At 74.7% G+C, this 22,406-nt stretch carries 23 protein-coding genes; 8 read left to right on the forward strand and 15 right to left on the reverse strand.

The window, feature by feature from the left end; translation table 11 throughout:
• Positions 1-217 precede the first annotated feature (217 nt).
• Together QSK00_RS06140 and QSK00_RS06145 are read right to left on the reverse strand one after the other, a co-directional pair.
• Complete coding sequence (locus tag QSK00_RS06140) at positions 218-1,204, reverse strand: amidohydrolase family protein (protein ID WP_285588648.1); 987 nt, start codon at positions 1,202-1,204, stop codon at positions 218-220.
• Entirely contained in the window at positions 1,197-2,549 is a 1,353-nt protein-coding gene (locus tag QSK00_RS06145; RefSeq protein ID WP_285588650.1) for a metal-dependent hydrolase family protein, read from the reverse strand. The genes QSK00_RS06140 and QSK00_RS06145 overlap by 8 nt, the downstream gene beginning before the upstream one ends.
• Positions 2,550-2,690: 141 nt before the next feature.
• On the opposite strand from QSK00_RS06145, the gene QSK00_RS06150 reads away from it, so the two are divergent.
• Together QSK00_RS06150 and QSK00_RS06155 are read left to right on the forward strand one after the other, a co-directional pair.
• The gene (locus QSK00_RS06150; RefSeq protein WP_285588652.1) at positions 2,691-3,458 is read left to right on the forward strand and encodes an SDR family NAD(P)-dependent oxidoreductase; all 768 of its coding nucleotides are present in this window, start codon (positions 2,691-2,693) and stop codon (positions 3,456-3,458) included.
• A 21-nt stretch (positions 3,459-3,479) separates the two neighbouring features.
• Positions 3,480-4,352 carry a TrmB family transcriptional regulator gene (locus QSK00_RS06155; RefSeq protein ID WP_285588653.1) on the forward strand — a complete coding sequence of 291 codons (873 nt, stop codon included), beginning with the start codon at positions 3,480-3,482 and terminating at the stop codon, positions 4,350-4,352.
• Positions 4,353-4,355: 3 nt separating this feature from the next.
• Here QSK00_RS06155 and QSK00_RS06160 read toward each other — a convergent pair whose 3' ends face one another.
• The 6 genes from QSK00_RS06160 to QSK00_RS06185 all read right to left on the reverse strand — a co-directional run bounded on the left by QSK00_RS06160 (position 4,356) and on the right by QSK00_RS06185 (position 10,045).
• Positions 4,356-5,114: an SDR family NAD(P)-dependent oxidoreductase gene (locus QSK00_RS06160; protein ID WP_285588654.1), complete on the reverse strand. Its 759-nt coding sequence runs from the start codon at positions 5,112-5,114 to the stop codon at positions 4,356-4,358.
• Between the two features lie 2 nt (positions 5,115-5,116).
• A complete protein-coding gene (locus QSK00_RS06165) occupies positions 5,117-5,866 on the reverse strand; it encodes a sugar phosphate isomerase/epimerase family protein (RefSeq protein ID WP_285588656.1) in 750 nt (249 codons plus the stop codon).
• A complete protein-coding gene (locus tag QSK00_RS06170) occupies positions 5,859-6,548 on the reverse strand; it encodes a ThuA domain-containing protein (RefSeq protein ID WP_285588658.1) in 690 nt (229 codons plus the stop codon). Before QSK00_RS06170 ends, QSK00_RS06165 begins: the two co-directional genes overlap by 8 nt.
• Positions 6,549-6,628: 80 nt before the next feature.
• Entirely contained in the window at positions 6,629-7,660 is a 1,032-nt protein-coding gene (locus tag QSK00_RS06175) for an AbrB family transcriptional regulator (protein WP_285588660.1), read from the reverse strand.
• Positions 7,661-7,716: 56 nt separating this feature from the next.
• On the reverse strand, positions 7,717-8,040 hold the full coding sequence (locus QSK00_RS06180; protein WP_285588662.1) for a hypothetical protein: 324 nt from the start codon (positions 8,038-8,040) through the stop codon (positions 7,717-7,719).
• A gap of 130 nt (positions 8,041-8,170) precedes the next feature.
• Positions 8,171-10,045 carry a S53 family peptidase gene (locus tag QSK00_RS06185; RefSeq protein ID WP_285589510.1) on the reverse strand — a complete coding sequence of 625 codons (1,875 nt, stop codon included), beginning with the start codon at positions 10,043-10,045 and terminating at the stop codon, positions 8,171-8,173.
• A 125-nt stretch (positions 10,046-10,170) separates the two neighbouring features.
• On the opposite strand from QSK00_RS06185, the gene QSK00_RS06190 reads away from it, so the two are divergent.
• Positions 10,171-10,353 carry a hypothetical protein gene (locus tag QSK00_RS06190; protein WP_285588664.1) on the forward strand — a complete coding sequence of 61 codons (183 nt, stop codon included), beginning with the start codon at positions 10,171-10,173 and terminating at the stop codon, positions 10,351-10,353.
• 36 nt (positions 10,354-10,389) lie between these two features.
• On the opposite strand, the gene QSK00_RS06195 is transcribed toward QSK00_RS06190, so the two are convergent.
• Positions 10,390-11,133 carry an SDR family NAD(P)-dependent oxidoreductase gene (locus tag QSK00_RS06195; RefSeq protein WP_285588666.1) on the reverse strand — a complete coding sequence of 248 codons (744 nt, stop codon included), beginning with the start codon at positions 11,131-11,133 and terminating at the stop codon, positions 10,390-10,392.
• 89 nt (positions 11,134-11,222) lie between these two features.
• Here QSK00_RS06195 and QSK00_RS06200 point away from each other — a divergent pair, with 89 nt between their 5' ends.
• Entirely contained in the window at positions 11,223-11,858 is a 636-nt protein-coding gene (locus tag QSK00_RS06200) for a LysE family translocator (RefSeq protein WP_285588668.1), read from the forward strand.
• Between the two features lie 5 nt (positions 11,859-11,863).
• Here QSK00_RS06200 and QSK00_RS06205 read toward each other — a convergent pair whose 3' ends face one another.
• The 6 genes from QSK00_RS06205 to QSK00_RS06230 form a co-directional block, all read right to left on the reverse strand.
• Positions 11,864-12,640 (reverse strand): IclR family transcriptional regulator, encoded by a 777-nt coding sequence (locus QSK00_RS06205; RefSeq protein ID WP_285588670.1) that lies wholly within the window; start codon positions 12,638-12,640, stop codon positions 11,864-11,866.
• Between the two features lie 61 nt (positions 12,641-12,701).
• On the reverse strand, positions 12,702-13,646 hold the full coding sequence (locus tag QSK00_RS06210) for a carbohydrate kinase family protein (protein WP_285588672.1): 945 nt from the start codon (positions 13,644-13,646) through the stop codon (positions 12,702-12,704).
• Positions 13,643-14,275 carry a class II aldolase/adducin family protein gene (locus QSK00_RS06215; RefSeq protein ID WP_285588675.1) on the reverse strand — a complete coding sequence of 211 codons (633 nt, stop codon included), beginning with the start codon at positions 14,273-14,275 and terminating at the stop codon, positions 13,643-13,645. Before QSK00_RS06215 ends, QSK00_RS06210 begins: the two co-directional genes overlap by 4 nt.
• Positions 14,272-15,405, reverse strand: coding sequence for an ABC transporter ATP-binding protein (locus QSK00_RS06220; RefSeq protein WP_285588677.1), 1,134 nt, complete (start codon positions 15,403-15,405; stop codon positions 14,272-14,274). Before QSK00_RS06220 ends, QSK00_RS06215 begins: the two co-directional genes overlap by 4 nt.
• Entirely contained in the window at positions 15,402-16,190 is a 789-nt protein-coding gene (locus QSK00_RS06225) for an ABC transporter permease (protein ID WP_285588678.1), read from the reverse strand. The genes QSK00_RS06220 and QSK00_RS06225 overlap by 4 nt, the downstream gene beginning before the upstream one ends.
• Positions 16,187-17,104, reverse strand: coding sequence for an ABC transporter permease (locus QSK00_RS06230; protein ID WP_285588680.1), 918 nt, complete (start codon positions 17,102-17,104; stop codon positions 16,187-16,189). The genes QSK00_RS06225 and QSK00_RS06230 overlap by 4 nt, the downstream gene beginning before the upstream one ends.
• Before the next feature lie 236 nt (positions 17,105-17,340).
• Between QSK00_RS06230 and QSK00_RS06235 the strand changes: the two genes are divergently transcribed.
• The 4 genes from QSK00_RS06235 to QSK00_RS06250 are packed head-to-tail and all read left to right on the forward strand — an operon-like array spanning position 17,341 to position 22,404.
• The gene (locus tag QSK00_RS06235) at positions 17,341-18,390 is read left to right on the forward strand and encodes an ABC transporter substrate-binding protein (protein WP_285588682.1); all 1,050 of its coding nucleotides are present in this window, start codon (positions 17,341-17,343) and stop codon (positions 18,388-18,390) included.
• Positions 18,387-20,552 carry a N,N-dimethylformamidase beta subunit family domain-containing protein gene (locus tag QSK00_RS06240; protein ID WP_285588684.1) on the forward strand — a complete coding sequence of 722 codons (2,166 nt, stop codon included), beginning with the start codon at positions 18,387-18,389 and terminating at the stop codon, positions 20,550-20,552. The genes QSK00_RS06235 and QSK00_RS06240 overlap by 4 nt, the downstream gene beginning before the upstream one ends.
• Before the next feature lie 20 nt (positions 20,553-20,572).
• Positions 20,573-21,379, forward strand: a complete 807-nt coding sequence (locus QSK00_RS06245) for a transketolase (RefSeq protein ID WP_285588686.1) — start codon at positions 20,573-20,575, stop codon at positions 21,377-21,379.
• On the forward strand, positions 21,376-22,404 hold the full coding sequence (locus QSK00_RS06250) for a transketolase family protein (protein ID WP_285588688.1): 1,029 nt from the start codon (positions 21,376-21,378) through the stop codon (positions 22,402-22,404). Before QSK00_RS06245 ends, QSK00_RS06250 begins: the two co-directional genes overlap by 4 nt.
• The last annotated feature ends 2 nt before the right edge of the window (positions 22,405-22,406 follow it).

The following is a 22,406-nucleotide window of genomic DNA, read 5'->3' on the forward strand; positions in this document are numbered from 1 at the left end:
GCCCGGGCTCGGGGCAGGCCCCAGCTCGAGGTTCACATCAGGCAGGGCGACGGGCCGGAGGAGCTGCGCCATGTGAACCTCGCCGAGGGCGGGTCGGGCGGTACCGCCGGCCTCCGGGACTGCGTCACGTGAACCTCGGCGCCGGCACGCCAGGCAGGCCCCGCGACGGCGGGACCTGCCTGACGCACCCGGAGACGGCGGGCAAGGGGCCCCGCCGTCAGGACAGTCGGAGCAGGCGCTCCGCGTTGGTGGTGAGCTGGTCGGCCCAGGGCCCCGACGGGGTGTCGTCGGCGTCGGAGTCCCAGCCCGCGAAGTTGGTGCCGAAGACCAGGTGCGCCGGGTCGGCCCGGGCGCACAGCAGTTCGACGGAGCCCTCGTCGTGCACGTGCACGTCGAACCACAGCCGCCGGAAGAAGTGGTCGAACCCCTGCTCCCGCAGCGCCGTCGACGCCCACGGGCGCTTCCCGGCCGCCCGGGCGAACCGCCCGGCCAGGAACGCGGCCGCACCGCCACCGTGCGAGAGGCAGACGTCCAACGACGGGTGCCGCTCGAGTACGCCGCCGAAGACCAGCGCCGCCACCGCGAGCGTCTCGTCGTAGGCGAACCCGCACTGCAGGTCGAGGTCGAAGCGCCGCAGTCGGGGGTCGGCGGGCGGACCGCCCGGACCGATCGGCGACGGGTGCACGAACAGCGGGACGTCCAGTGCGACGACCGCCTCGTACAACGGGTCGAGCGCGGGGTCGTCGAGCGTGCGCCCGGCCGGGTCGGTGTCCAGGTACACGGCCACCATCCCCAGGTCCCGCACCGCGCGCCGGGCCTCCGCGATCGCCGCGTCCACGTCCTGCGCCGGCACCTGCGCGGCCGCCAGCAGCCGGGAGGGATGCGCGTCCACCACCGTCGCGAGCCCGTCGTTGTACTGCTGGGCGAAGGCGACGGCGTCGGCCACGGGCAGGTCGCCGAAGTAGGTGAGCGGGTTCGGGGAGAGCAGTTGCCGCGCGATCCCGGCGCGGTCCATCGCCGCCAGCCGGACGTCGACGTCCATGAACGGGCTGCCCGCGTAGCGCACGCCGCGCAGGACGTAGTCGCCCACGCGGTAGAACGGCGTGCCGTCGTCGAGCGTCCCCAGCTCGGGCCCCGCCGCCCCCGCCGCGCCCTCGGACGCAGCCAGGACCGCGTGGGCGTGGACGTCGAGGACGTCAGACATGCGACAACCGCTCCAGGTCGTCCTCGGTGAGGGCGAGCGACCGGGTCAGCGGGCAGGCGGCGAGGAAGCGGACCTGGTCGGACGCGCGCTGCCTGCGCTCGGGGATCGGGGTCGTGATGTCGACGCGGCGCCCGTCCTTGATCACCTCGACGATCCGCTCGCGGTCCTGGAGGACCCGGACGTCGCGCAGCGGGTCGCCGTCGACGACGAGCACGTCGGCGATCCGGCCGACCTCGAGCGTCCCGAGCTCGCCCTCGGCGCGCATCGCGAAGGCGCCGTTGCGGGTGGCCGCGACGATGGCCTCCATCGGCGTCATGCCCATGTACTCGACGAACATCTCGAGCTCACGCGCGTGCCACTCGCCGACCGGGGTCACGGCGAAGCCCGTCTCCGAGCCCGCCAGGAACGGGACGCCCGCCGCGTGCGCCTTCGCCAACTGGCGGGCCGTCACCTCGATCTCGGCCCGGAACACGTCGAGCAGCTCGGGAGCGGTGCCGATCTTCGCGCCGTAGTCGGCGAGGTTGCCCAGCAGCGTGAAGGTGGGGCAGAGCGCGCTGCCCGCCTCGACGACGGCCTCGAGCGCCTCGTCGTCGACGTAGGAGGCGTGGTAGATCAGGTCGACGCCGGCGCGGGCGGCGTCACGGGTGGAGTCGGAGTTGCGGCAGTGCGCGACGACCTTGGTGTTGAGCTCGTGGGCGGTGTCGCAGACGGTGCGCAGCTCGTCGATGTTCCAGACCTTGACCTCGGGGCCCTTCATGGACGGGATCAGCCCGGTGACCATGATCTTGATCCAGTCGACCCCGTACTTGATCTGCCGGCGGATCTCGTTGACCATCACGTCCCGCCCGGTGACCACCGTGGCGTAGCCGGTGCGGCCCTCGTCGGCGATCATCCGGCCCGCCGTGCCGCCCAGCATCGTCATGAGCGCCTGGCCGCCCGCGCGCATCCGCGGGCCCTCGACGATGCCGGACTCGATCGCGTCGCGGAGCTCCACGCCGATGTTCCACAGGCAGTCGGCGTCGAGCACGCTCGTGACGCCGGCGCGGAGGACCTTCCGGGCGTTGTAGGCCGAGAGCATCGAGCTGTAGGCCTCGGTGCGGTGGTTGAACAGCTCGTCGTTGCCGGTCGGCTCGCCGAAGGTGAGGTGGGTGTGCGCGTCGATCAGCCCCGGCATCACGGTGCGGCCGGCTGCCTCGACGATCTCGGTGTCGGGATCGGTCGATGCCGCCGCCTCGGACCCGAGCACGGCGACACGACCGTCGCGCAGCAGCACGTCCTCGCCCGGACGCGCCGCCGACCCGGTCCCGTCGATCAGGGTGCCGCCCCGGATGAGGATGCTCGTCATCGTGCCTCCCGCGTCGTGCTGTGACTGACGACTACCGCCAGGACGTGCGTCTCCCTGCACCATAGACGGGAGCATCGTCGCTCACTAGCGTCGTTACCCCGACCACTACGCTTCCAGGGCACGACGACGAGAGGGGCAGCCGTGACGAGGTGGGCCGTGATCACCGGCGCGGGCAGCGGGATCGGCGCGGTGCTCGCGCGGCACGCGGCCAAGGAGGGCTACCGGGTCGCGGCCTGGGACGTCGACGAGGAGGCGGTCTCCTCCGTCGCCGCGGCGATCGGCGAGGCCTGCGTCCCGTCGCGCGTCGACGTCACCGACGACGGGGCCGTCGTCGCCGCGATCGCGGACCTGCCCGAGGCGCCCGCCCTCGTCGTGAACAACGCCGGGGTCGTGCGGTTCGGACCGCTGCTGGAGCTCGCGGCGCAGGACTGGCGCACCGCCCTCGACGTGAACCTCACCGGCACGTTCCTCGTCGCCCGCGCCGCCGCCGCCCGCATGATCGCCGAGGGCCTCGGGGGAGCGATCGTCAACATCTCCTCCATCAACGGGCTGGCGGCCGCGCCGGGGGCGGGCGCCTACACCGCGTCCAAGGCCGGCGTGGTGATGCTGACCGAGCACATGGCGCTGGAGTGGGGCGCCCACGGGATCCGGGTGAACACCGTCGCGCCCGGCCTCATCGACGCCGGCATGTCGGACGCGATCTACGCCGACCCCGAGGTGCGTCGTCTGCGCTCGGGCCGCGTCCCGCTCGGCCGGCTGGGCACGGCGCAGGACGTGGCCGACACGGTCCTGTTCCTCGCCTCCGACCGCGCGGCGTACGTCACCGGGCAGATGCTGGCGGTCGACGGGGGCATCACCCGCGCCGCGCTGAACGCCATGCCGCGGGCGCGGTCCCAGATCGACGGGTAACGACCTGGGACGATGGGAGCCATGTCGCAGCAGAGCGTCATCGACGAGCTGGGCCGCCTCGGCATGTCGGGGTACGAGGCGAAGGCCTACGTCGCGCTGGTCGCCGCCGGGACACCCCTGAACGGCTACGAGGTGGCCAAGCGCTCGGGGGTCCCGCGCAGCACCGTCTACGAGACGCTCGGCAAGCTGGTGGCGCGCGGCGCCGCCTACGAGGTGCGGGCCGGGGAAGCGAGCGTCGGCTACCTGTCGTTGCCGCCCTCGGCGCTGCTCGACCGGATGCGCCGCGAGTTCGACGCCTCCATCGACGTCCTCTCCGACGCGCTGCCGCAGATCGCCGCGCCGACCGAGGTGCGCATCGTCCACAACCTCACCGACCGGGAGTCGCTGCTCGCCCGCGCCGAGGACGTCGTCGCCGCGGCCCGCGACGACCTCTTCGTCTCCGGCTGGCCCGGCGAGATCGCACCGCTCAAGGCGTCGGCCCGCCGCGCCGAGTCCGAGGGCGTCGACGTGTCGGTGGTGAGCTTCGGCGAGGACGAGGAGCCGGTCGGGCGCACCACGGTGCACCGCTACTCCAGCCCCGAGGTCGTGCTCGAGAACCTCGGGTGCCGCCTGCTCGTCGTCGCGGCGGACCGCGAGCAGGCCGTGATCGGCGGCGTGGTCGGCGACGACGCGTGGGGCGTCTACACCGACGACCCGGCCGTCGTCCTCGTCGCCGTCGAGTACGTCCGCCACGACATCGCCCTGCACCTCGTCGCCGAGAAGCTCGCCCCCGACGACTTCGAGCACTTCTGGGAGAACGAGCCCGCCCTGCGCCGGCTGCGCGACGACCACGGCATCCCGGCGGCGCTGCTCCAGCTGGGTACCGCGCGGCCGCAGAGACGACGGAGGCGGTAGGCCTCAGGCCTGCGTCACCCCGAGCCCGAGGCCGCCGTCGACGGTGAGCACGTTCCCGGTGACCCACTCGGCGGTGAGCAGGTACTCCACGGCCTCGGCCACCTCCTCGACGGTGCCGGGCCGCCCGAGCGCGTGCGCCGGGCCGAGCGACTCCATCCGCTCGGCGGCCGTCGCGTCGTCGAAGAGGCCGGCGCGCTGGTTGATCTCGGTGAGCACCCCGCCGGGACGCACGCAGCTGACCCGGACGCCCTGCGGTCCCAGTTCCGCCGCGAGCACCCCCGTCAGGGTCTCCAGGGCGCCCTTCGTCGCGGCGTAGGGGGAGGCCCCGGGGAAGGCCCGCTGCGTGTGGACCGAACCGAAGAACACGACGGCGCCCCGTGCCTCGACGAGCGGGGGGAGGGCGAGCCCGGTGAGCAGCATCGGGGCGATGGTGTTCGAGGCGAACACGTCGTGCAGGCCCTCCGCGGTCAGCTCCGCCAGCGGCCCGCGGTACATGTTCCCCGCGGCGTGCACCACGGCCCCGAGCCCGCCGCCGTGCTCCACCGCGGCGTCGACCATCGCGTGGCGGTCGGCCTCGACGGTCACGTCCCCGACGACGCCGCGGGCTCCCGTCCTCGCCGCCACGGCCTCCACGCGTTCCCGACGACGGCCGGTGAGGGTCACGTGGGCCCCGAGCGCCGACAGCCTCGCCACCACGCCCTCGCCGATCCCCGAGCCACCGCCCGTGACCAGCACGGACATTCCCTCGATCGCGCGTCCCACCGTCAGCTCCTCCCGTCCAGCACGCCCTGCGCCGCCGCCCGCAGCGCCCCGGCCCGTTCCCGCGGCGCCGTGTCCAGCAGCTCGTCCGACTGCACCTCGACCGCGAGCGGGAGGTCGGCCGGCAGTGCGCCCAGGAAGCGGGCGAGGTCGAGTCCGCCCTGGCCCGGCGGCAGTCGCAGATGCCGTGCCTCGAACGCCGGATCCGGCTCGGACGGCCGGTCGGGGGCATCGGTGAGCTGCGCGTAGCCGACGACGTCGGGGTCGGCCGGTGCGCCCAGGTCGTCGCCCGCGCGGTGCAGGTGCAGCGGGTCGAGCAGCACCTGCGCGCCGGCGGCCCGGGCCACGCGCTCGGCGTCGGCCCGCCGGCGCAGGCCGGTGAACACCATCGACTCCAGGGCGACCCGCGTGCCCGACCCGCGCAGGTGGTCGACCAGCGCCGCGACCTGGTCGACGGCGAGGGCCTCGTCGTCGTGGTCGGCGACCGTGAGGAGGAAGCGCGCGCCGAGCGTGGCGGCCGCGTCCGCGAGCGCCCGGTGGTCGTCGGTCCGGGGGCCGGCCGCGAGGCGCACGACCTCGACGTCGAGCAGGCCGAGCCCGGTCCGCGCGAGGGCCGTCCCGACGCCGGGTGCCTCGCGCCGCGGGTCGGCGAGCCGGACCCCGGCCCAGGCGAAGCCGGCCGCGGCCGCGCACTCCACGACGTCGGACGGCGCCAGGTCGAGCACGCTCCCGGCGCTCAGCGACAGATCACGCACGGCCGGCCCACCGGATCGCGCGACGCACGATCCCGGCGTGCTCCGGGACGGCGTACGACGCCGGGTGGTGGCCGAGCGCGTCGTAGACCACCCGGGCGGCGCCGTGCTCCCGGGCCCAGAGCAGCGGCATGACCCGGCGCCTCTCGTCGGGCTGGGCGGCCTGCAGCAGCGGGTCGACGGCGGCGGTGAACTCCAGGTCGCCGTAGACCTCGTCGACGATCGTGAACCCCTCGACCCCGGCGACGATCTCGTGCTGCCCGCACACGGCCACCTCGACGGGCGGTCCGAGCGGCGGGTGCTGCGAGTGCCCCCACACCCAGCGGGCGCCGAGCGCGTCGGCCCACTCGGGCCAGTCGTCGAAGCAGATCGGCGCGGTGTGCATCGCGAGCAGACCACCGCCGCCCGCGAGGTGGGCGTCGAAGGCGGCACGCTCTCCCGACGACGGGCTCGCCCCCTCGACGGCGGCCTGCACGCGGTAACGTTCGGGGACCTCCGGGGCGGTCATCGTCCAGCGCAGCGCGTTCACGACCAGGAGTGCGGCGCCCGGGAGAGCGCCCAGGGCGGCGTCGACGTCGGTGTGCACCTCGGAGGTCAGGCCGACCGCGTCGAGTTCGGCGACCAGGCAGGCGGTCGTCGCCGGGAAGTCGTGCGTCAGCCCACCGGAGAGCACGACCGCGTGCATGGACCACTCCCGTCGTCAGGAAGCTGACGACTACGGAGGTTACCCGGCTCCGGCCACCGTGCCGAGCGAGCGGCCGTGACCTACCGCCGCGCCAGCCGCGCCAACGCCGGGGCGACCAGCAGCATCAGGATCACCCGGACGACCTGCACCGCCACGACGAAGGTGACGTCCCCGCCGGCGGAGATCGCGGTGGCGAGCACGGCGTAGATGCCGCCGGGGTTGGTGGCGAGGTAGCCCTCGAGCGGGGTGACGCCGGTGATCGCGGAGAGCAGCAGCCCGAGCGCCGCGCACACGACCATGATCAGCAGGATCAGCCCGGTCGCGAGCGGGAGCACCCGCAGCACCGTCCGGACCGCCTCGCGGGTGAACCGCACCCCGGCCTGCCAGCCGATCACGGCGTAGGCGAGGTCGACGAGCAGGTCGGGGGCCGAGCCGCCGAAGGTCAGCCCGGTCACCGACAGCACGATCGCGACGGCCATCGGCCCGAGCAGCGCCCCCGCCGGCACCTTCAGCTTCTCGGCCGGCCACGCCGCGAGGGCGCACACCGCGACCAGGGCGAGCCCCACGTACCAGGGCGCCGTGCCCTCCGCGGAGCCGCCCGCCCCCGCGTGGGAGGCCCCGAACACCGCCGCCGCGACCACCGGCATCGTCGCCGTGACCAGCCCGACCCGCAGGTACTGGATCACCGACACGATCCGCTCGTCGCCGCCGATGTCGCGCGCGATCGCGGTGAGGCCGGAGGCGCCGCCGGCGGTCAGCGCGAGCATCCCGGTCAGCGGCGACACCCCGCGCTGCACCCCGAGCAGCAGGCCCGCGCCCATGCTCGCCGCGAGCGTCCCGAGGCTGACCAGCAGCACCGGCAGCCACTGCGACGCCACGGCCGTCAGCGTGTCCGGCCGGGCCAGCAGCCCGATGACCACCCCGATCACGGCCTGCGCCCCGCCCACGGCGGGGCGGGCGACGGTGCGCGGTCCGAGCCCGAGCAGCGCCAGCACGGTCGCGACCCCGAGCCCGGCGAACAGCGCGGCCGACGGCACGCCCACCGCCTGCAGGGCGACGGTGGCCACCAGCGTCAGGGCCGCCAGGACCGCCCACCGCTGCCACGTCCTCATCGCCGTCGACCCTTCCGCAGCCACGGCGGGCCGTCGAGCGGATGTGGTGCGGGGGACTACTCCTCGGAGTCGGCCGTGGTCGTCGTCGTGCGCGGCGCCTTCGTCCTGGTCGGCGCCGAGGTCGTGGTGGTCGGCCGCGTGGTGGTCCGTGGTGCGCTCGTCCGGGCGGCGGACGGGGCCGGGCCCGCCACGGCCGGGGCGTCGAGCAACGCGACCGGACCCGCCGTCGTGCCGAGGGCACCGGGCTCGCGCCCCGGCGACGGTGAGGTCAGCGTGGAGCCGAGGACCATCAGCCCGACCACGGCGAGCGCGGTCGCGATCGCGGTCAGCGCGGTGGTGCGCCGTTGCCGTGGTGATGACGGTGCGCTGTGAGCCGCCATGGTGCGGTCGCCTCCCCGGAGGTGTCGGCCGTCGTCGGCCGTCACCACGGGGCAACGAGCGTGGCGCGTCCCGGACCACGCCTGTCGTCCGGATCGCCCGGATCGGGCGAGGCCTTTTCCGGACGACGGGTCAGGCGGTCGCGTAGGTGAACACGGCGCCGTCGGGGTGGCGGGCGACGAGGCCGGCGCTCGTCTCCTCGAGGACGGACCCGCCCGCGGCGACGACCGCGGTCGCGGCCACCCGCAGGTCGTCGACGACGAGGGTGACGCCCTCGCGCGCGCCCCGGGGGACCAGCACGAAGGTGCCGACGTCGACGGACCCGTCGTCGCGACGCACCGGCTCGGCCCCGGTGAGCGCGCGGTAGAGGGGCAGGGCGGCGACGACGTCGTCGACGGCGACCCGCACCCGCGACCCGCTGACCACGGGGCCCGTGCGTGGCACGAGGAGCACCGGGGATCCCGCGGCCGCCGAGCCCCGCAGGGCCGTCACCAGGGCCGAGCCGACCGGGACGCCGAGCCCGGTGCACGCGTCCCAGCCCGGCCCGGCGGAGTAGGCGCCGTTGGTCCCGGCGGTGATGTCACGGAAGCCCGGGGCGACCGCCCCCGCCGTCGTGGACCCGTAGAGCCGCGGCTGGAGCAGGCCCAGCGGCGTGCCGAGGGCCTGCGTCAGGCGGGTGGCGAGCGCGGCCCAGAGCGGCGCGACCGCGCTGGTGCCGCCGATGACGGCGTCCTTCCCGTCGACGCGGACCTGGTAGCCCGTGGTCGGGTCGGCGACCGCGGCGACGTCCGGGACGCCGCGACCGGCCTTCCCGCTCCCGCTCGCCGTCGGGACCCCGATGCCCGCCTGCCACGACGGCACCGGGAAGGCGTCGGAGACGCCGCCGCCGGTGGCGCCCTTCCCGACGCCGTTGTTCCACACGGTCTCGCTCGTCACCGTTCCCGACGACGGGTCCGCGACCAGGTTGGTCCCGCCGCAGGCCAGGGCGTGCGGGCTGGAGGCCGGGAAGTCGGCGTGGACGCCCTGGTCGGTCGCGCGGTCGGTGCTGCCGTCGTCGCCCGCGGCGGCGGTGACGACGACGCCGAGCGTGGCCGCGTCGGCCATCGCCTGGTCGAGCGCCGTGCGGGCCTGCTCGCTCCACTCGTCCTCGCTCTGGCCCCAGCTGATGCTGATCGCCGCGGGCGTGGGGGAGGCGTGCGCGGCCTGGGAGACGGCGTCGAGGAATCCCGCGTCGGTGTTCGGCGCGAAGTAGACGACCACGGCCGCCTTCGGGGCGAGGGCGCCGGCGACCTCGATGTCGAGCAGCACCTCGCCGTCGGCGCCGTCCGGATCCTTCCCCGGGACGTTGGCCGCCCCGTCGACGCCGACCGCGGTGACGGTCGGGCCGGTGATGCCGAGGCCGGAGAAGTAGGCGTCGAGGTCGTCCTGGCCGAACCCGCCGCCGAGCTCGACGATCGCGATCGTGCGGCCGGTGCCGTCCGTGCCGGCGGGGAAGTCGTAGACCTTCGCGAGGTCGAGCGGGGAGTAGCTGGTCGACACCGCGCGCGGGTCGGCGGTGCTCGTGCGGGTGCGGGCCTGGGGCCGGTCGTCGAGGCCGAGCACGGCGGTGACCACGTCGCCGAGCGCCGCGGGCACCGCGAGGTCGCCGCGGCGCACCCGGAACCCGGTCGCCGGGTCGACGGCGAGGTCGGCGCCGAAGACCGACGCGAGGACGTCCGCCCGCCCGGCGACCCGCACGAGCCGGGCGGCGGGCTGCACCCAGAGCACCTGCACGCCGAGCCCGACGAGGGTGGAGGTCACGAGCGCGACGTCGTCGGGCGCCGCGCCGTGGGCGGCGGCGAAGTCGGCGGCGGGCAGCACGGCGGTCGGGTCGGGCGCGGCACCCGGGCGGCGCAGCACGACCGTCGCCTCGATCCGGGTGTCCGGCGCCAGGGCGGTGGTGGCGGCGGGCGCGGTGCCGGCGACCGCGCTCCCCGCGAGAGCCGACAGGGTCAGGCCGTTGTGCATGCTCACGACAGCCTGTACCCGGCCTTCACGCCGGACCCACCGCCGCCACCACGACACGGCCGCAGAGTCCCACGAACGGCCGCAGGTCAGCCGTCGGTTCACGCGCGCGGCCGTACCGTGGGGCCATGACGGCGTTCGGCGGGGTGTTCCGGTCTCCGAAGCTCGAGGGTGTCGAGGAGGGCGAGGACTCCGGGCAGCGCGCCCGGGTGGTCGGACTGGACCTGGAGAGCGGCGTCGTCCGGGTGCAGGCGTCGCGGCCGACCCCCGAGCCGGCCGAGCCCGTCGAGGAGGACCTCCCGGAGACCTGAGCGGTCGCGGGTTCGAGGGCCGGGCGTCCGAATCCGCTACCTCTGACGGGAGCCGAGCCGGCGTTGCACCAGCGGGTGGTGCCACACCACCCGGGCCAGGTCCCGCGCGACGTGCTTGGCCGGACGCCGCGGGATCCGCACCAGGAGTTCTCCCCGCTCGTGGGCGTCGAGTGCGGCGCGGGCGACCTCCTCGGGGGTGTTCCACACCGTCACGTCGCTGACGTCCTGCCCGGAGCGGGCGTGGAAGTCCGTGCCGGTCGAGTCGGGGCGGACGGTGGTCACGACGACGCCGCTCCCACGGACCTCGGCGCGCAGGCTGCGGTCGAGGCTCTCCAGGAACGCCTTCGACGCCCCGTAGGCGGCCGCACCGGCCTTCGGCCCGACGGCCGCCGGGCTCGACACGGTGACGATCCCGCCGCGCCCGGCCGCGAGCATGCCCGGCAGGACCGCTCGTGCCAGCGACGACGCGGCGACGACGTTCACGGCGAGGACCGCCTCGAGGTCCTCGACGGGCATCGTCGCGAACGGGCCGAAGGCCCCGCCCAGCGCGGCGTTGTTCACCAGGAGCCCGACGCCCTCGGCCGCCTCGACGACGGCTGCACGGCCGGCCGCCGTCGCCAGGTCCGCGACGACCGTGCGGGCGCCGAGGTCCTCGCCGAGGACCGCGAGCGCGGGCGCCGACCGCCCCGTCAGGACGAGCGACCAGCCCCGGGCGGCCAGCTCGTGGGCGAACGCGGCGCCGATACCCGACGTGGCGCCGGTGACGAGGGCGAGGTCCACGGCGGGAGTCTGACATGCAGCCGGGTAGGAGCCACCCGTCGTCGGGAAACCTGTCGCTGCCCGGACCCGTTCCGTGCTCGACTGCCGAGGTGGATTCCCGTCTCGTCGCCTTCCTCGCCGCGGCCGCGCTGGTCATCGTGATCCCGGGCCCGAGCGTGGTCTTCGCGATCAGCCGGGCGCTGGCGGTGGGGCGGCGGAGCGCGCTCGCCTCCGTCGTCGGGAACGCGCTCGGGGTGCTGCTGCAGGTCGCGGGGCTGGCGATCGGGCTCGGGGAGCTGATCGAGCGGTCGGTCGTCGCGTTCACGGTGATCAAGCTCGTCGGCGCGGCCTACCTGGTCTGGCTCGGCGTGCAGGCGATCCGGCACCGCCACGATGCGTCCGAACAGCTGGCTGTGGCGGCGCCGGAGGCCGCGACCGGGCTCGTCCGCAGCGTCCTGCGCGGGGTGCCGGTCGGGCTGTTCAACCCGAAGACCGTGGTGTTCTTCGCGGCCTTCCTGCCGTTGTTCGTCGACCCAGCTCGCAGCGTTCCGCGACAGCTCCTCGTGCTCGGAGCGCTCTTCGCGGGCATCGCGGTGGTGCTGGACAGCATCTGGGCGATGACCGCGGCCTCGGCCCGCGCCTGGTTCAGCCGGTCACCGCGGCGCCTGGCCGGACTCGGGGCCGTCGGCGGGGTGGCGATGATCGGGCTCGGCGCAGGCGTGGCGACGGCGCAGCGGGCCACGTAGCGGGGTCACGGCCCGCCGCGGTACCCCAGGGCCCTCGACGCCGAGCGCGCCGCGTCGAACAGCACGCGGAGCTGGTCCGGCCGCTCCTCGGACGGCAGGTGCGCGCTGAGCCCCGAGAGGCTCAGCGCGGCCACGACCGAGCCGGTGTGGTCGCGCACCGCGGCGCTGAGGGCGGACACCCCGGTCTCCACGTCGTCCTCGCTGAACGCGTAGCCGTCCTCGAGGATGCGGTCGACCTGGGCGCGGAGGGCGTCCTCGCGCAGCCCCGGGACGACCCGGCGGGCGAAGGGGCCCGCGAAGTACGCCTCGCGCTGCTCCGCGGGCAACGACGCGAGGAGCAGCCGCGGACCGGCACCGAGGTGCAGCGGCAGCACCCCGCCGACGCGCAGCGTGTGGGTGGCGGCGTAGCGCCCGTCGAGGCGCTCCACGCACACCGCCTCGTCCCCGTGCGGGACGAGCAGGAAGACCGTCTCGCCGGTGGCCCGGTACAGGTCCTGCATCGCGGGGAGGGCCCGTTCGCGGACCCCCATCCGCCGGGCCATGGCACTGCCGATGCGGAACGCCCCGACCCCGAGCCGGTAGGTCCCGGCCGAGGGTCGTTCGACGAAGTCCTCGGAGGCCAGGGTGCTCAGGATGCGGTGGCAGGTGCTCTTGTTGAGATCGAGGCGCGCGGCGATGTCGCCCAGGGACATCTGCTCGTTCGACTCGGCCAGCAGGTCGAGCACGGCCATCGCCTTGACGAGGACGCGCACGGGCTCGCCACCCGCGGTCCGGTCCGTCATCCGTCGCCCCCTGCGCGCCCGCCGCCCGTCCCGCCTCTACCGCCCCTGCCGTCGCCCATCCTCACACCGGGACCCCGCGACCCCCGTGCTCGGCCAGGAACGCGAGCGTCGTGTCGAGGTCGGCGATGCCGGCGTCCGACCCGAGACCGCCCGCCACGAGCGCCGCGGTCGCCGTGCCCAGCCGCGCCGCGCCCGGCGGCGCGAGGCCGCGGTCGAGCCCCACGAGGAAGCCCGCGCAGAACGCGTCGCCGCATCCCGTCGTGTCCACCACGTCCACGGCCAGGGCCGGGACCCGCTCGACGGCGCCGTCGACCAGCAGGGCGCCGTCGGCGCCGCACGTGACCACCACGCCCCCGACCCCGGCCGCCCGCAGTTCCCCGGCCGCGTCCTCGAGGTCGTGCCGGCCGGTGAGGGCCCGCAGCTGGTCGTCGTTCGGCAGGAACCAGTCCACGTGCTCCCACAGCGCGCCGAGCTCGTCGAGCAGCCCGGCCCGCCCGACGCTGAGCAGGTCCATCGAGACGGTCGTGCCGTGCGCGACGGCGTGGCGCAGGATGCCGGGCAGGTCCGCCGTCGCGAACCCGCCCAGGACGTCGGGCCCGCCGACGTGCAGCACGTCGGCGCGGGCGACGAGGTCCGGGTCGACGTCGTCGGCGGTCAGCGTCGCCATCACCCCCGGTGCGTGCAGGGCGGGCCGGGAGCCGTCCGGGCGGATCGGCAGGATCGTCGACGGCGTCGCCCCGCCCGGCCGCACGACGAGCCGGGAGGCGTCGACGCCGTGGTCGGTCAGCAGGGAGCGCAGCATCCGGCCCGCACCGTCGTCGCCGACCGCTCCGATGCCGACCACCTCCGCGCCGAGCTTGGCCAGGTCGACCGCGGTGCCGCCGGCGGTCCCGGCCGCGGTCAACCGGATCTCGTCGAGGACCCGGCGCCCCTGGCCGGCGGGGATGTCGGTGACGGGCCGCCCGAGGACGTCGAGGATGTGGGCGCCCAGGCAGACCACCCTCACGGCCGCGACCTCCGGGCGACGACGGCGTCGAGCTCGTCGGCGTGCAGCACCCGGGGCTGACCGAGCCGGGCGGCCGTGGTGTGCAGCTCGCACAGCCACTCCACGAGCCGTGCGCGGTCGTAGGCCTCCTCCAGGTCGGAGCCGTAGGCGACCGCGCCGTGGTTCTGCATGAGCGCCGCCGTCCGGTCCGCCAACGCCGCCTGCACCGACGCCGCCAGCTCGGGGGTGCCGTAGGTGGCGTAGGGCGCGACCCGCGGGGGGCCGCCGAGCCGGACCACGTAGTAGTGCAGGGCGGGCAGCTCGTCGTGCACCACCGAGACGGCGGTGCTGTGCATGCCGTGGTGGTGCACCACCGCGCCCGCGTCGGTGCTCGCGTAGACGGCCAGGTGCAGCGGCGTCTCCGACGACGGGCGGTGGGGCCCCTCGACGACGGCGCCGTCGAGGTCGACCACGCACACGTCCGCTCCGGTGACCGCGGCGTACGGCATGCCTGACGGCGACACGGCGACCAGGTCGCCGACCCGCACGCTCACGTTGCCGGCCGTGCCGGTGACGAGACCGTCGGCGAGCATCGCCCGGCCCGCGTCGGCGACCGCCTCCCGGGCGGCCTCGAGCTCGGCCGCCGTCATGCCCCGACCCCGACGCCGGCCCCGACGCCGACCCCGCTGCCGGATCCGACGCCCGCCCCGACCCGCTCCGCGGCGGTCTCGGGCACGAGCACCCCGGCCGCGGCCGGCCACGAGACCTCGACGCGGTCGCCGCGCGTGGTCGTCGCCGCGTCCCCGGCGTCGCGGACGAGGCCGGTGGACCCGTCGTCGAACCGGACCAGGATGCGGCGGAACGCCCCCTGGTACACGACGTCGCTGACGGTCGCGGACAGGCGGTTGGCGCCGTCGGCGGGCGCAGCACCGATCCGGAGCCGTTCGGGGCGCACGACCAGGCAGCCCGGCCCGTCGGGGCCGTCGCAGTGCAGCTGCGCGGACCCGGTGTCGAGCAGGCCCCCGTGGACCGTGCCGGTGAAGACGTTCGAGTCGCCGAGGAAGGTGGCGACGAAGCGGGACGCCGGCGTCTCGTAGAGCTCCGTCGGGGTGCCCACCTGCTCGATGCGGCCGTCGCGGAAGACCGCGATGCGGTCGGAGAGCGCGAGGGCCTCCTCCTGGTCGTGGGTCACGAAGACGAAGGTGATGCCGAGCTCCGAGTGCAGCCGCGAGATCTCGAGCTGCAGGGACTCCCGCAGCTTCTTGTCCAGCGCACCCAGGGGCTCGTCGAGCAGCAGCGCGCGCGGGGAGAAGACGACGGCGCGCGCGAGGGCGACGCGTTGCTGCTGCCCGCCCGAGAGCTGGGAGGGCAGGCGGTCGCCGTGGCCGCCGAGGTGGACGAGTTCGAGCGCCTCGGCGACCCGGCGGGCCGTCTCCGCCTTCCCGACCTTGCGCTGGCGCAACGGGAACGCGACGTTCTGCGCCGCGGTCATGTGGGGGAACAGCGCGTAGCTCTGGAACACCATGCCGAGGTTGCGGCGGTGGGCGGGCAGGCGGGCGATGTCGTCGTCGTCGAGCAGGATGCGCCCGGAGGTGACCTCCTCGAAGCCCGCGATCATGTTGAGCGTCGTCGTCTTGCCCGACCCGCTCGGGCCGAGCAGCGTCATGAACTCCCCGGCCGCCACGTGCAGGTCGACGGCGTCGACCGCGGGAGCGGACGCGCCCGGGAAGCGTTTGGTCAGGGCCTCGGCGCGGATGGTGGCGCCTGCGCGGTCGGTCATGGGGTGGACTTCCTCCGGGTCAGCGCGACGAGCCCGAGCAGGGCGGTGGAGACGACGAGGACGACGGTCGACGCCGCGGCGATGGTGGGGTCGACCTCGTTGGTGACCGAGGTGAACATCCGCACCGGCAGGGTCTGCAGCTGCGGGGACTGGACGAACAGGGAGACGACGACCTCGTCGAACGAGGTGACGAACGCGAAGAGCGCCCCCGCCAGCACGCCCGGCCGGATGATCGGCAGGGTGACCTGGCGGAACGTCGCCCAGCCCGAGGCGCCGAGCCCCGCGGCCGCGCGCCCGAGCACCGGGTCGACGTTCTGCAGCGCGGCGGCCACGTTCACCACCACGAACGGCAGGGCGAGCACGGTGTGCGCGACGACGAACCCGAGCGGTGTCCCGATCAGCCCCCACCCGAGGAACGCGGCGTAGAGCGCCACCGCCACGACGATGCCGGGGATGATCAGCGGCGCCATGAACAGCCCGTCGAGCGCGCCCCGGCCGCGGAACGAGGTGCGGTCGAGGGCCAGGGCGGCCGCCGTGCCGAGCAGCGTGGCGACCACCGTGACGATGAGCGCGATCTGCAGCGACACCAGCAGCGAGGTCAGCCAGCTCGACTCGGTGAAGAACGTGGCGTAGTGCTCGAGGCCCCAGCTGCTCGGCGGGAACGCGAAGCTGTCCTCGCCCGAGAAGCTGATGGGGACGACGACGAGGGTCGGCACCACCAGCCAGACGCCGACGAGGATCCCGATCCCGACGAGGACGCGGCGCAGCGTCGGCCCGCCGGTCACGTGAGCCCCCCGGCGATCCCGCTGCCGGTCGCGCCTCGGGTGCGGGTCAGCATCCGGACCCCGCCGAGCAGCAGCAGCGTCACGACGAGCAGCGTCACCGCGAGCGCACCGGCCGCGCCGAAGTCCACGAGCTGGTTGACCTGCACCGAGATGAACTGCGCGAGCATCGACTGCTGCGGCGAGCCCACGAGCGAGGGCGTCACGTAGAAGCCGAGCGAGAGGACCATGACCAGCGTCGCGCCGGCGGCCACCCCCGGCAGCGAGAGCGGCAGGTAGACCCGGGTGAAGGCGGTGACCGGCCGCGCGCCGAGGGAGAGCGCCGCGTCGACCAGGCGCCGGTCGATGCCGCGCATGGCCGTGTACACCGGCAGCACGACGAAGGGCAGCATGACCTGGGCCATCGCGAGCGTGACCCCCGCCGTCGTGCCGAGCAGCCGCACCGGGCCGAGGCCGACCGCCCCGAGCACCTGGTTGACCACGCCGTTGTCCTGCAGGAGCACCACCCAGGCGAACGTGCGGGCCATGAGCGAGGTCCAGAAGGGGACGAGCACGACCGCGAGGAGCACCCCGCGCCACCGTCCCGACACGATCGTCATCAGGTACGCGTAGGGATAGGCGACGAGCACGCAGACGACGGTGACGACGGCGGCCATGAGCAGGGTCCGCAGGACGATCGTCGTGGTGACGTCGTCGGCGACCAGCGCGGTGTAGTTGCCGAAGCCCGGTTCCGGCGTGGTCACGGAGAGCCAGAGCAGGCGCAGCGCCGGGACCACGAAGAACACCAGCAGGACCAGCAGGGCGGGGACCGCGAGCAGCAGCGACACCCGTCGGGCGAGGCGCCGTCCCGGGGGCGGGTCGGGGGCGCGGGGCGGGGCGGGCGCGGCCGCTCCCGCCACGGGCGACGTCACGGTCATCGACGGGCCTCCAGAGCTCGCAGCAGCCGATATGCGTTTCACGAAGTGGAATGACGGTGTCGGGTCGCCGTGGTCGCTGTCAAGCCTGGATGCTGGTGTTTCGCGGGCGAAACTCGGACGTAACGCCCTGAGTGGGCCATCTGCCACCGCCTTGACAGTGCGAACTCGACATGGCCATTCTTTTCTAGATGCGAACACCGTTTCGCAATACGAAATCTACGACAGAGGGAGGCCCCGTGCGCACCAGGAGGAGCACGCTCGTCGCCGCCGCGTTCGCCGGCGTCGTCGCGATGACCACCGCCGGCTGTTTCGGCCCGGCCGGCAGCCAGGGTGCGGGCGGAGCGACGGTGGTGTTCGCCAACACCGGGGGAGCGCTCGCGGAGGTGTTCAAGGCCAACGCCTACGCCGACCTGTCGGCCCAGGGCGTCACCGTGGCCGACGAGTCGCCCAACAACGAGGCCAAGCTGACCGCGATGGTGCAGGGCGGCAACCCGACGTGGGACGTCTTCTACTCGACGCCGTACACCGCGATGGGCAAGTGCGGCACCCTCTTCGAGCCGATCGACTGGAACCGCGTCGACCGTTCCGGGCTCGACCCCGCGCAGACCTCGGAGTGCGGCGTCCCGGTCATCAACTCGTCGTTCCTGCTCGTCTACAACAAGGACAGGTACGGCGCGAACCCGCCGACGAGCTGGGCCGACTTCTACGACACGGCCCGCTTCCCCGGCACCCGCGGGATCATGAACTACGCCAAGGACGCCGGGATGGAGACCGCGCTGCTCGCCGACGGCGTGCCGGGCGACCAGCTCTACCCGCTCGACTACGACCGCGCGTTCCGCAAGCTCGACACCATCCGCGCGTCGACCCGCTTCTACGACACGGGCGCGCAGCAGACGCAGGCGCTGCAGTCCGGCGAGGTCGACATGATGCTCGCCTGGCCCGGCCGCGCCTACGACGCGGTGAAGAGCGGCGCGCCCCTGGGTGTCGCCTGGAACCAGCCCCTGAGCTACTTCGACACGCTGACCGTGGTCAAGGGCGCCCCGCACCGTGACCAGGCCTACCAGCTGATCAACGCGCTCATCGGCCAGAAGAACCAGAAGGCCATCACCGACCGCATGCCCTACCTGCCCACCAACACCGCGGCCGCGCCGAGTGCCGACCCGACCATCCGCGAGTTCATCGACGGCCCGCAGTCGAACGGCACCACCGTGGTCCGGGACAACGCCTGGTGGGCGCAGAACCTCGACCAGGCCACGCAGCGCTGGACCTCGTGGGTCAACCGGTGAGGCTGCTCGGCTACGCCGACCGCCTCTCGGTACCCGCGGGCGGGCAGGTCGCGGTGCACGTGTCGAGCGAGCACGCCGAGGTCGCGGTGTCGCTGGTGCGGCTGCGCCGCGGTGGGTCGCCCCGCCACCACGTGGACCTCGTCGAGGAGCCGGTCGGCTCGGACCTGCCGCCGCGCATCGCCGGCCGCGTGCAGCGGACGTGTTCGGGCTCGTTCGCCGCGGCGGAGGTGCGGGCGGACCTTCCCGACGTCGGGTGCGCGCTCTGGTTCCGCCCGACCGCGCCCACCACCGAGCCGCGCCCGCTGCTCGTCGTCGGGACGCTCGGTCTCTGGTGCTCGGCCGAGGCCCTGGAGCTCCGCGACGGTGGTTCGGTCCTCGCCCGCCTCGACGTCGACGCGGTGCGCGGGCGGTGGGCGTTCGCGGCGGCGACGGTCGACGGGCAGGGACGGGTGCGGCTCACGCTGCACCGCCCCGGCCTTCCCGACGAGGCCGTCGGGACCACCGCCGTCGTCGCCCCGGTGTCGGGGCGACTGCTGCTCGGCTCCGACGGGACCGTGCGGCCCGGGCTCGGCGCGACGTTCAACGGCGGCGTCGCCCGCCCCGTGGTCTCGCGGGCCTGGACCGCCGAGGTGACCGACGCGCTGCGCGCCGGCGCCGACCCGCTCACCCTGCTCGACGCGGCGCACACGAGCGTCCTCGACCTCGCGGCCGACCCGGGCGGGGTCCGGGTGCCCGACCGCGGCGGCCTCACCGGGGGCGCGGCCGTGCACCACCTGCCCGCGCGCGGCGTCCCCGGCCCGTTCTGGTCCGGCGCCGAGCGCGACTTCCGGGCCGCGCCGGCCGAGTTCGACGCGCTGCACCTGCACGACGACGACCTCGCCGACGCCGGCTGGGACGTCGACGCCACGTGGACCGTGCCGGCGGACCTGCCGAGCGGGGTGTACGCCGTGCGCCTGGCCGCGGGCGACGACGTGGACCGCGTGCCCGTCGTCGTCACCCCCGCCCGGCACACCGCCCGCGTGCTGCTCGTGCTGCCGACCTGGACCTACCTGGCCTACGCGAACTGGCGGACCTACGCGGAGTACGAGACCGAGCGCCTCGGGCTCTACGGCGAGGACCGCGGGATCGACGACCGCGACCGCTGGCTCGCGGCACACCCGGAGTTCGGGCGCTCGCTCTACGACGTGCACTCCGACGGCAGCGGAGTCTGCTACTCGACCCGTCGGCGGCCGATCCTCAACCTCCGGCCCGACTACTACACGCCCACCACCCGCGGGTTCCGGCACTACGCCCAGGACCTGCTGCTGCTCGACTGGCTCGAGCGGCGCGGCGAGGACCACGCCGTGGTCACCGACGACGAGGTCGAGCAGCAGGGCACGGCGCTGCTCGACCGCTACCGGGTGGTGCTCACCGGCGGCCACCCGGAGTACTGCTCGGCCGGGATGCTCGACGCCTACGCCGCGTACACCGCGACCGGCGGGCGGCTGATGTACCTGGGCGGCAACGGCTTCTACCAGGTCACGGCCCGCCACCCGGGCCGTCCGGACGCCCTGGAGATCCGTCGCGGGCACGCCGGCGTCGCCACCTGGGTGTCCGACCCGGGGGAGGAGCACCTGTCCGCGACCGGGGAGCCCGGGGGGCTGTGGCGCATGCGCGGACGGGCGCCGAACCGGCTCGTCGGGGTCGGGTTCACCGCCCAGGGATTCGACCGCGGGCACGGGTACCGGCGCAGCGCCCGGAGCGCCGAGCCGGACGTGTCGTGGGTGTTCGACGGGGTGAAGGCGGGGATCGGCGAGGTCGTCGGCGCCGAGGGCCCGGGGCTCGGGGGAGCGGCGGCCGACGAGTTCGACCGGGCCGACGTCGGGCTCGGCACCCCGCCCACCGCGGCGGTGCTCGGCTCGTCGGTCGGGCACTCGCACAAGATCGGGCTCGCGCCCGAGGAGATCGACCACGGCTACGCCGCCCCGCCGCCCGGGGTGCACCCGAACGTCCGCGCCGACCTCGTGCTGTTCGGCCTGCCCGGCGGCGGCGCCGTCTTCTCCGTCGGCTCGATCGGCTGGTCGACCGCGATGAGCCACGACGGCGGCGACAACGACACCGCCCGTATCACCGGCACCGTGCTCGACCGCTTCCGCGACCACGAGGGGCCGGTGGCCCCGTGAGCACCTCCCGAGGAGGACCGATGGACCTCGCCGACCGCGCCCGCTTCGTGCGCACCGAGACCGTGCGCCTCACCCGGATCGCCGGCGCCGGGCACTACAGCGCCGTATTCTCGTGCGCCGAGATCCTCGCGGCGCTGTACTACGGCGAACTGCGGCTCGACCCGGCCCGGCCCGACTGGCCGGACCGCGACCGCTTCGTCATGAGCAAGGGCCACGCCGCGATCGGGCTCTACCCGGTGCTCGCCGACCTCGGCTTCTACGACCCGTCCGAGCTCGACACCTACACCCGGCTCGGCAGCGCCTTCGGCGACCATCCCGACGCCAAGCGCATCCCCGGCGTCGACTTCTCCTCCGGTTCGCTCGGGCACGGCCTGTCGATCTGCGTCGGCATGGCGTGGGCAGGCCGGCTGCGGGGGAGCGACCACCGCACGTGGTGCCTGCTCGGTGACGGCGAGCTCGCCGAAGGTCAGGTGTGGGAGGCCGCGATGGCGGCCGCGCACTACGGGCTGGGGAACCTCGTCGCGGTCGTGGACGCCAACCAGCTCGGCATCGACGGGTTCGTCGCCGACGTCATGGCCGCGGAGCCGATCGAGGACCGCTTCGCCGCGTTCGGCTGGGACACCCACCGCGTCGACGGGCACGACCTCGACGCCCTGCTCGCGACCTTCGACGCGCTGCCCGCCCGGGGCGGCGACCGGCCGCAGGTGATCGTCGCCGACACCGTCAAGGGCAAGGGCGTCGCGCGCATGGAGCTGAGCCCGGACTGGCACGTCGGCAACCTCGTCGGCGCCGACTACGACGACGTGATGGCGGAGCTGACCGCATGACCACCACCCAGGACCAGACACAGGACCAGGCGGCCATCTTCAACGGCACCGCCACCTTCAAGGACTCCCGGTCGGTCGACGGGACCGACACCCGCGCGATGCCGGCGTTCGTGCTCGGCGAGGAGCTGGCCGAGCTCGCCGAGGTCGACCCGCGCATCGTCGTGCTGACCGCCGACCTCGGGCGGTCCAACCGCACCACCGACTTCGCCGCGCGGCACCCCGACCGGTTCGTCAACGCCGGGATCGCCGAGAAGAACATGATCACTATGGCCGCGGGGATGGCGGCGAGCGGGCTCGTGCCGTTCGCCGCGACCTTCGGGTCGTTCGCGGCGCTGCTGTGCGCCGAGCAGATCCGCACCGACTGCGCCTACCCCGACCTGCCCGTGCGCGTCGTCGGACACCACTCGGGGATGTCGATGGGGTTCTACGGGACGAGCCACCACAGCCTCGAGGACCTGGCGATGATGCGGTCGATCGCCGATCTCACGGTGGTGTCCGCGACGGACGCGAACCACCTGCGGGCGCTGCTCCGCCTCTCGCTCGACCACCCGCACGCGATGTACCTGCGGCTCGGCCGGGGGCGCGACCCGGAGGTGTACGCGGAGGTGCCCGAGCTCGTCGTCGGGAAGGCCCTGACCCTGCGGGAGGGCACCGACCTGACGATCGTCACGACCGGTTCCGAGGTCGCGCCGGCGATGCAGGCCGCGGACGACCTCGCGGCGGCGGGGGTCGAGGCGCGGGTCGTCGACATGTGGACGATCTCGCCGCTCGACCGCGACGCCGTGCTCGCCGCGGCGCGCGAGACCGGTGCCGTGCTGACCGTCGAGGAGGCCAACGGGACCGGCGGGCTCGGCTCGGCGGTCGCGGAGTGCCTGCTCGACGCCGGGCTCGCGCCCCGGTTCCGCCGCCACGGGGTGCCCGACCAGCACGTGCCCGTCGGCCCGCCCGCCGCGCTGTACGCCCACTACCGGCTCGACGGTGCGGGGATCGCCGCCGTCGCGCGGGAGCTCCTGGAGGGGAATTGACG

This window comes from Actinomycetospora sp. NBRC 106378 (assembly GCF_030269685.1).
Classification (GTDB): Bacteria; Actinomycetota; Actinomycetes; order Mycobacteriales; family Pseudonocardiaceae; genus Actinomycetospora.

Coding starts and splice junctions, on each gene's coding strand:
- QSK00_RS06190 (WP_285588664.1), top strand. CDS start 10,171: ATGACGGCGTTCGGCGGGGTGTTCCGGTCTCCGAAGCTCGAGGGTGTC.
- QSK00_RS06180 (WP_285588662.1), bottom strand. CDS start 8,040: ATGGCGGCTCACAGCGCACCGTCATCACCACGGCAACGGCGCACCACC.
- QSK00_RS06140 (WP_285588648.1), bottom strand. CDS start 1,204: ATGTCTGACGTCCTCGACGTCCACGCCCACGCGGTCCTGGCTGCGTCC.
- QSK00_RS06215 (WP_285588675.1), bottom strand. CDS start 14,275: ATGACGGCGGCCGAGCTCGAGGCCGCCCGGGAGGCGGTCGCCGACGCG.
- QSK00_RS06185 (WP_285589510.1), bottom strand. CDS start 10,045: ATGCACAACGGCCTGACCCTGTCGGCTCTCGCGGGGAGCGCGGTCGCC.
- QSK00_RS06175 (WP_285588660.1), bottom strand. CDS start 7,660: ATGAGGACGTGGCAGCGGTGGGCGGTCCTGGCGGCCCTGACGCTGGTG.
- QSK00_RS06155 (WP_285588653.1), top strand. CDS start 3,480: ATGTCGCAGCAGAGCGTCATCGACGAGCTGGGCCGCCTCGGCATGTCG.
- QSK00_RS06170 (WP_285588658.1), bottom strand. CDS start 6,548: ATGCACGCGGTCGTGCTCTCCGGTGGGCTGACGCACGACTTCCCGGCG.
- QSK00_RS06245 (WP_285588686.1), top strand. CDS start 20,573: ATGGACCTCGCCGACCGCGCCCGCTTCGTGCGCACCGAGACCGTGCGC.
- QSK00_RS06205 (WP_285588670.1), bottom strand. CDS start 12,640: ATGACGGACCGGACCGCGGGTGGCGAGCCCGTGCGCGTCCTCGTCAAG.
- QSK00_RS06230 (WP_285588680.1), bottom strand. CDS start 17,104: ATGACCGTGACGTCGCCCGTGGCGGGAGCGGCCGCGCCCGCCCCGCCC.
- QSK00_RS06220 (WP_285588677.1), bottom strand. CDS start 15,405: ATGACCGACCGCGCAGGCGCCACCATCCGCGCCGAGGCCCTGACCAAA.
- QSK00_RS06250 (WP_285588688.1), top strand. CDS start 21,376: ATGACCACCACCCAGGACCAGACACAGGACCAGGCGGCCATCTTCAAC.
- QSK00_RS06145 (WP_285588650.1), bottom strand. CDS start 2,549: ATGACGAGCATCCTCATCCGGGGCGGCACCCTGATCGACGGGACCGGG.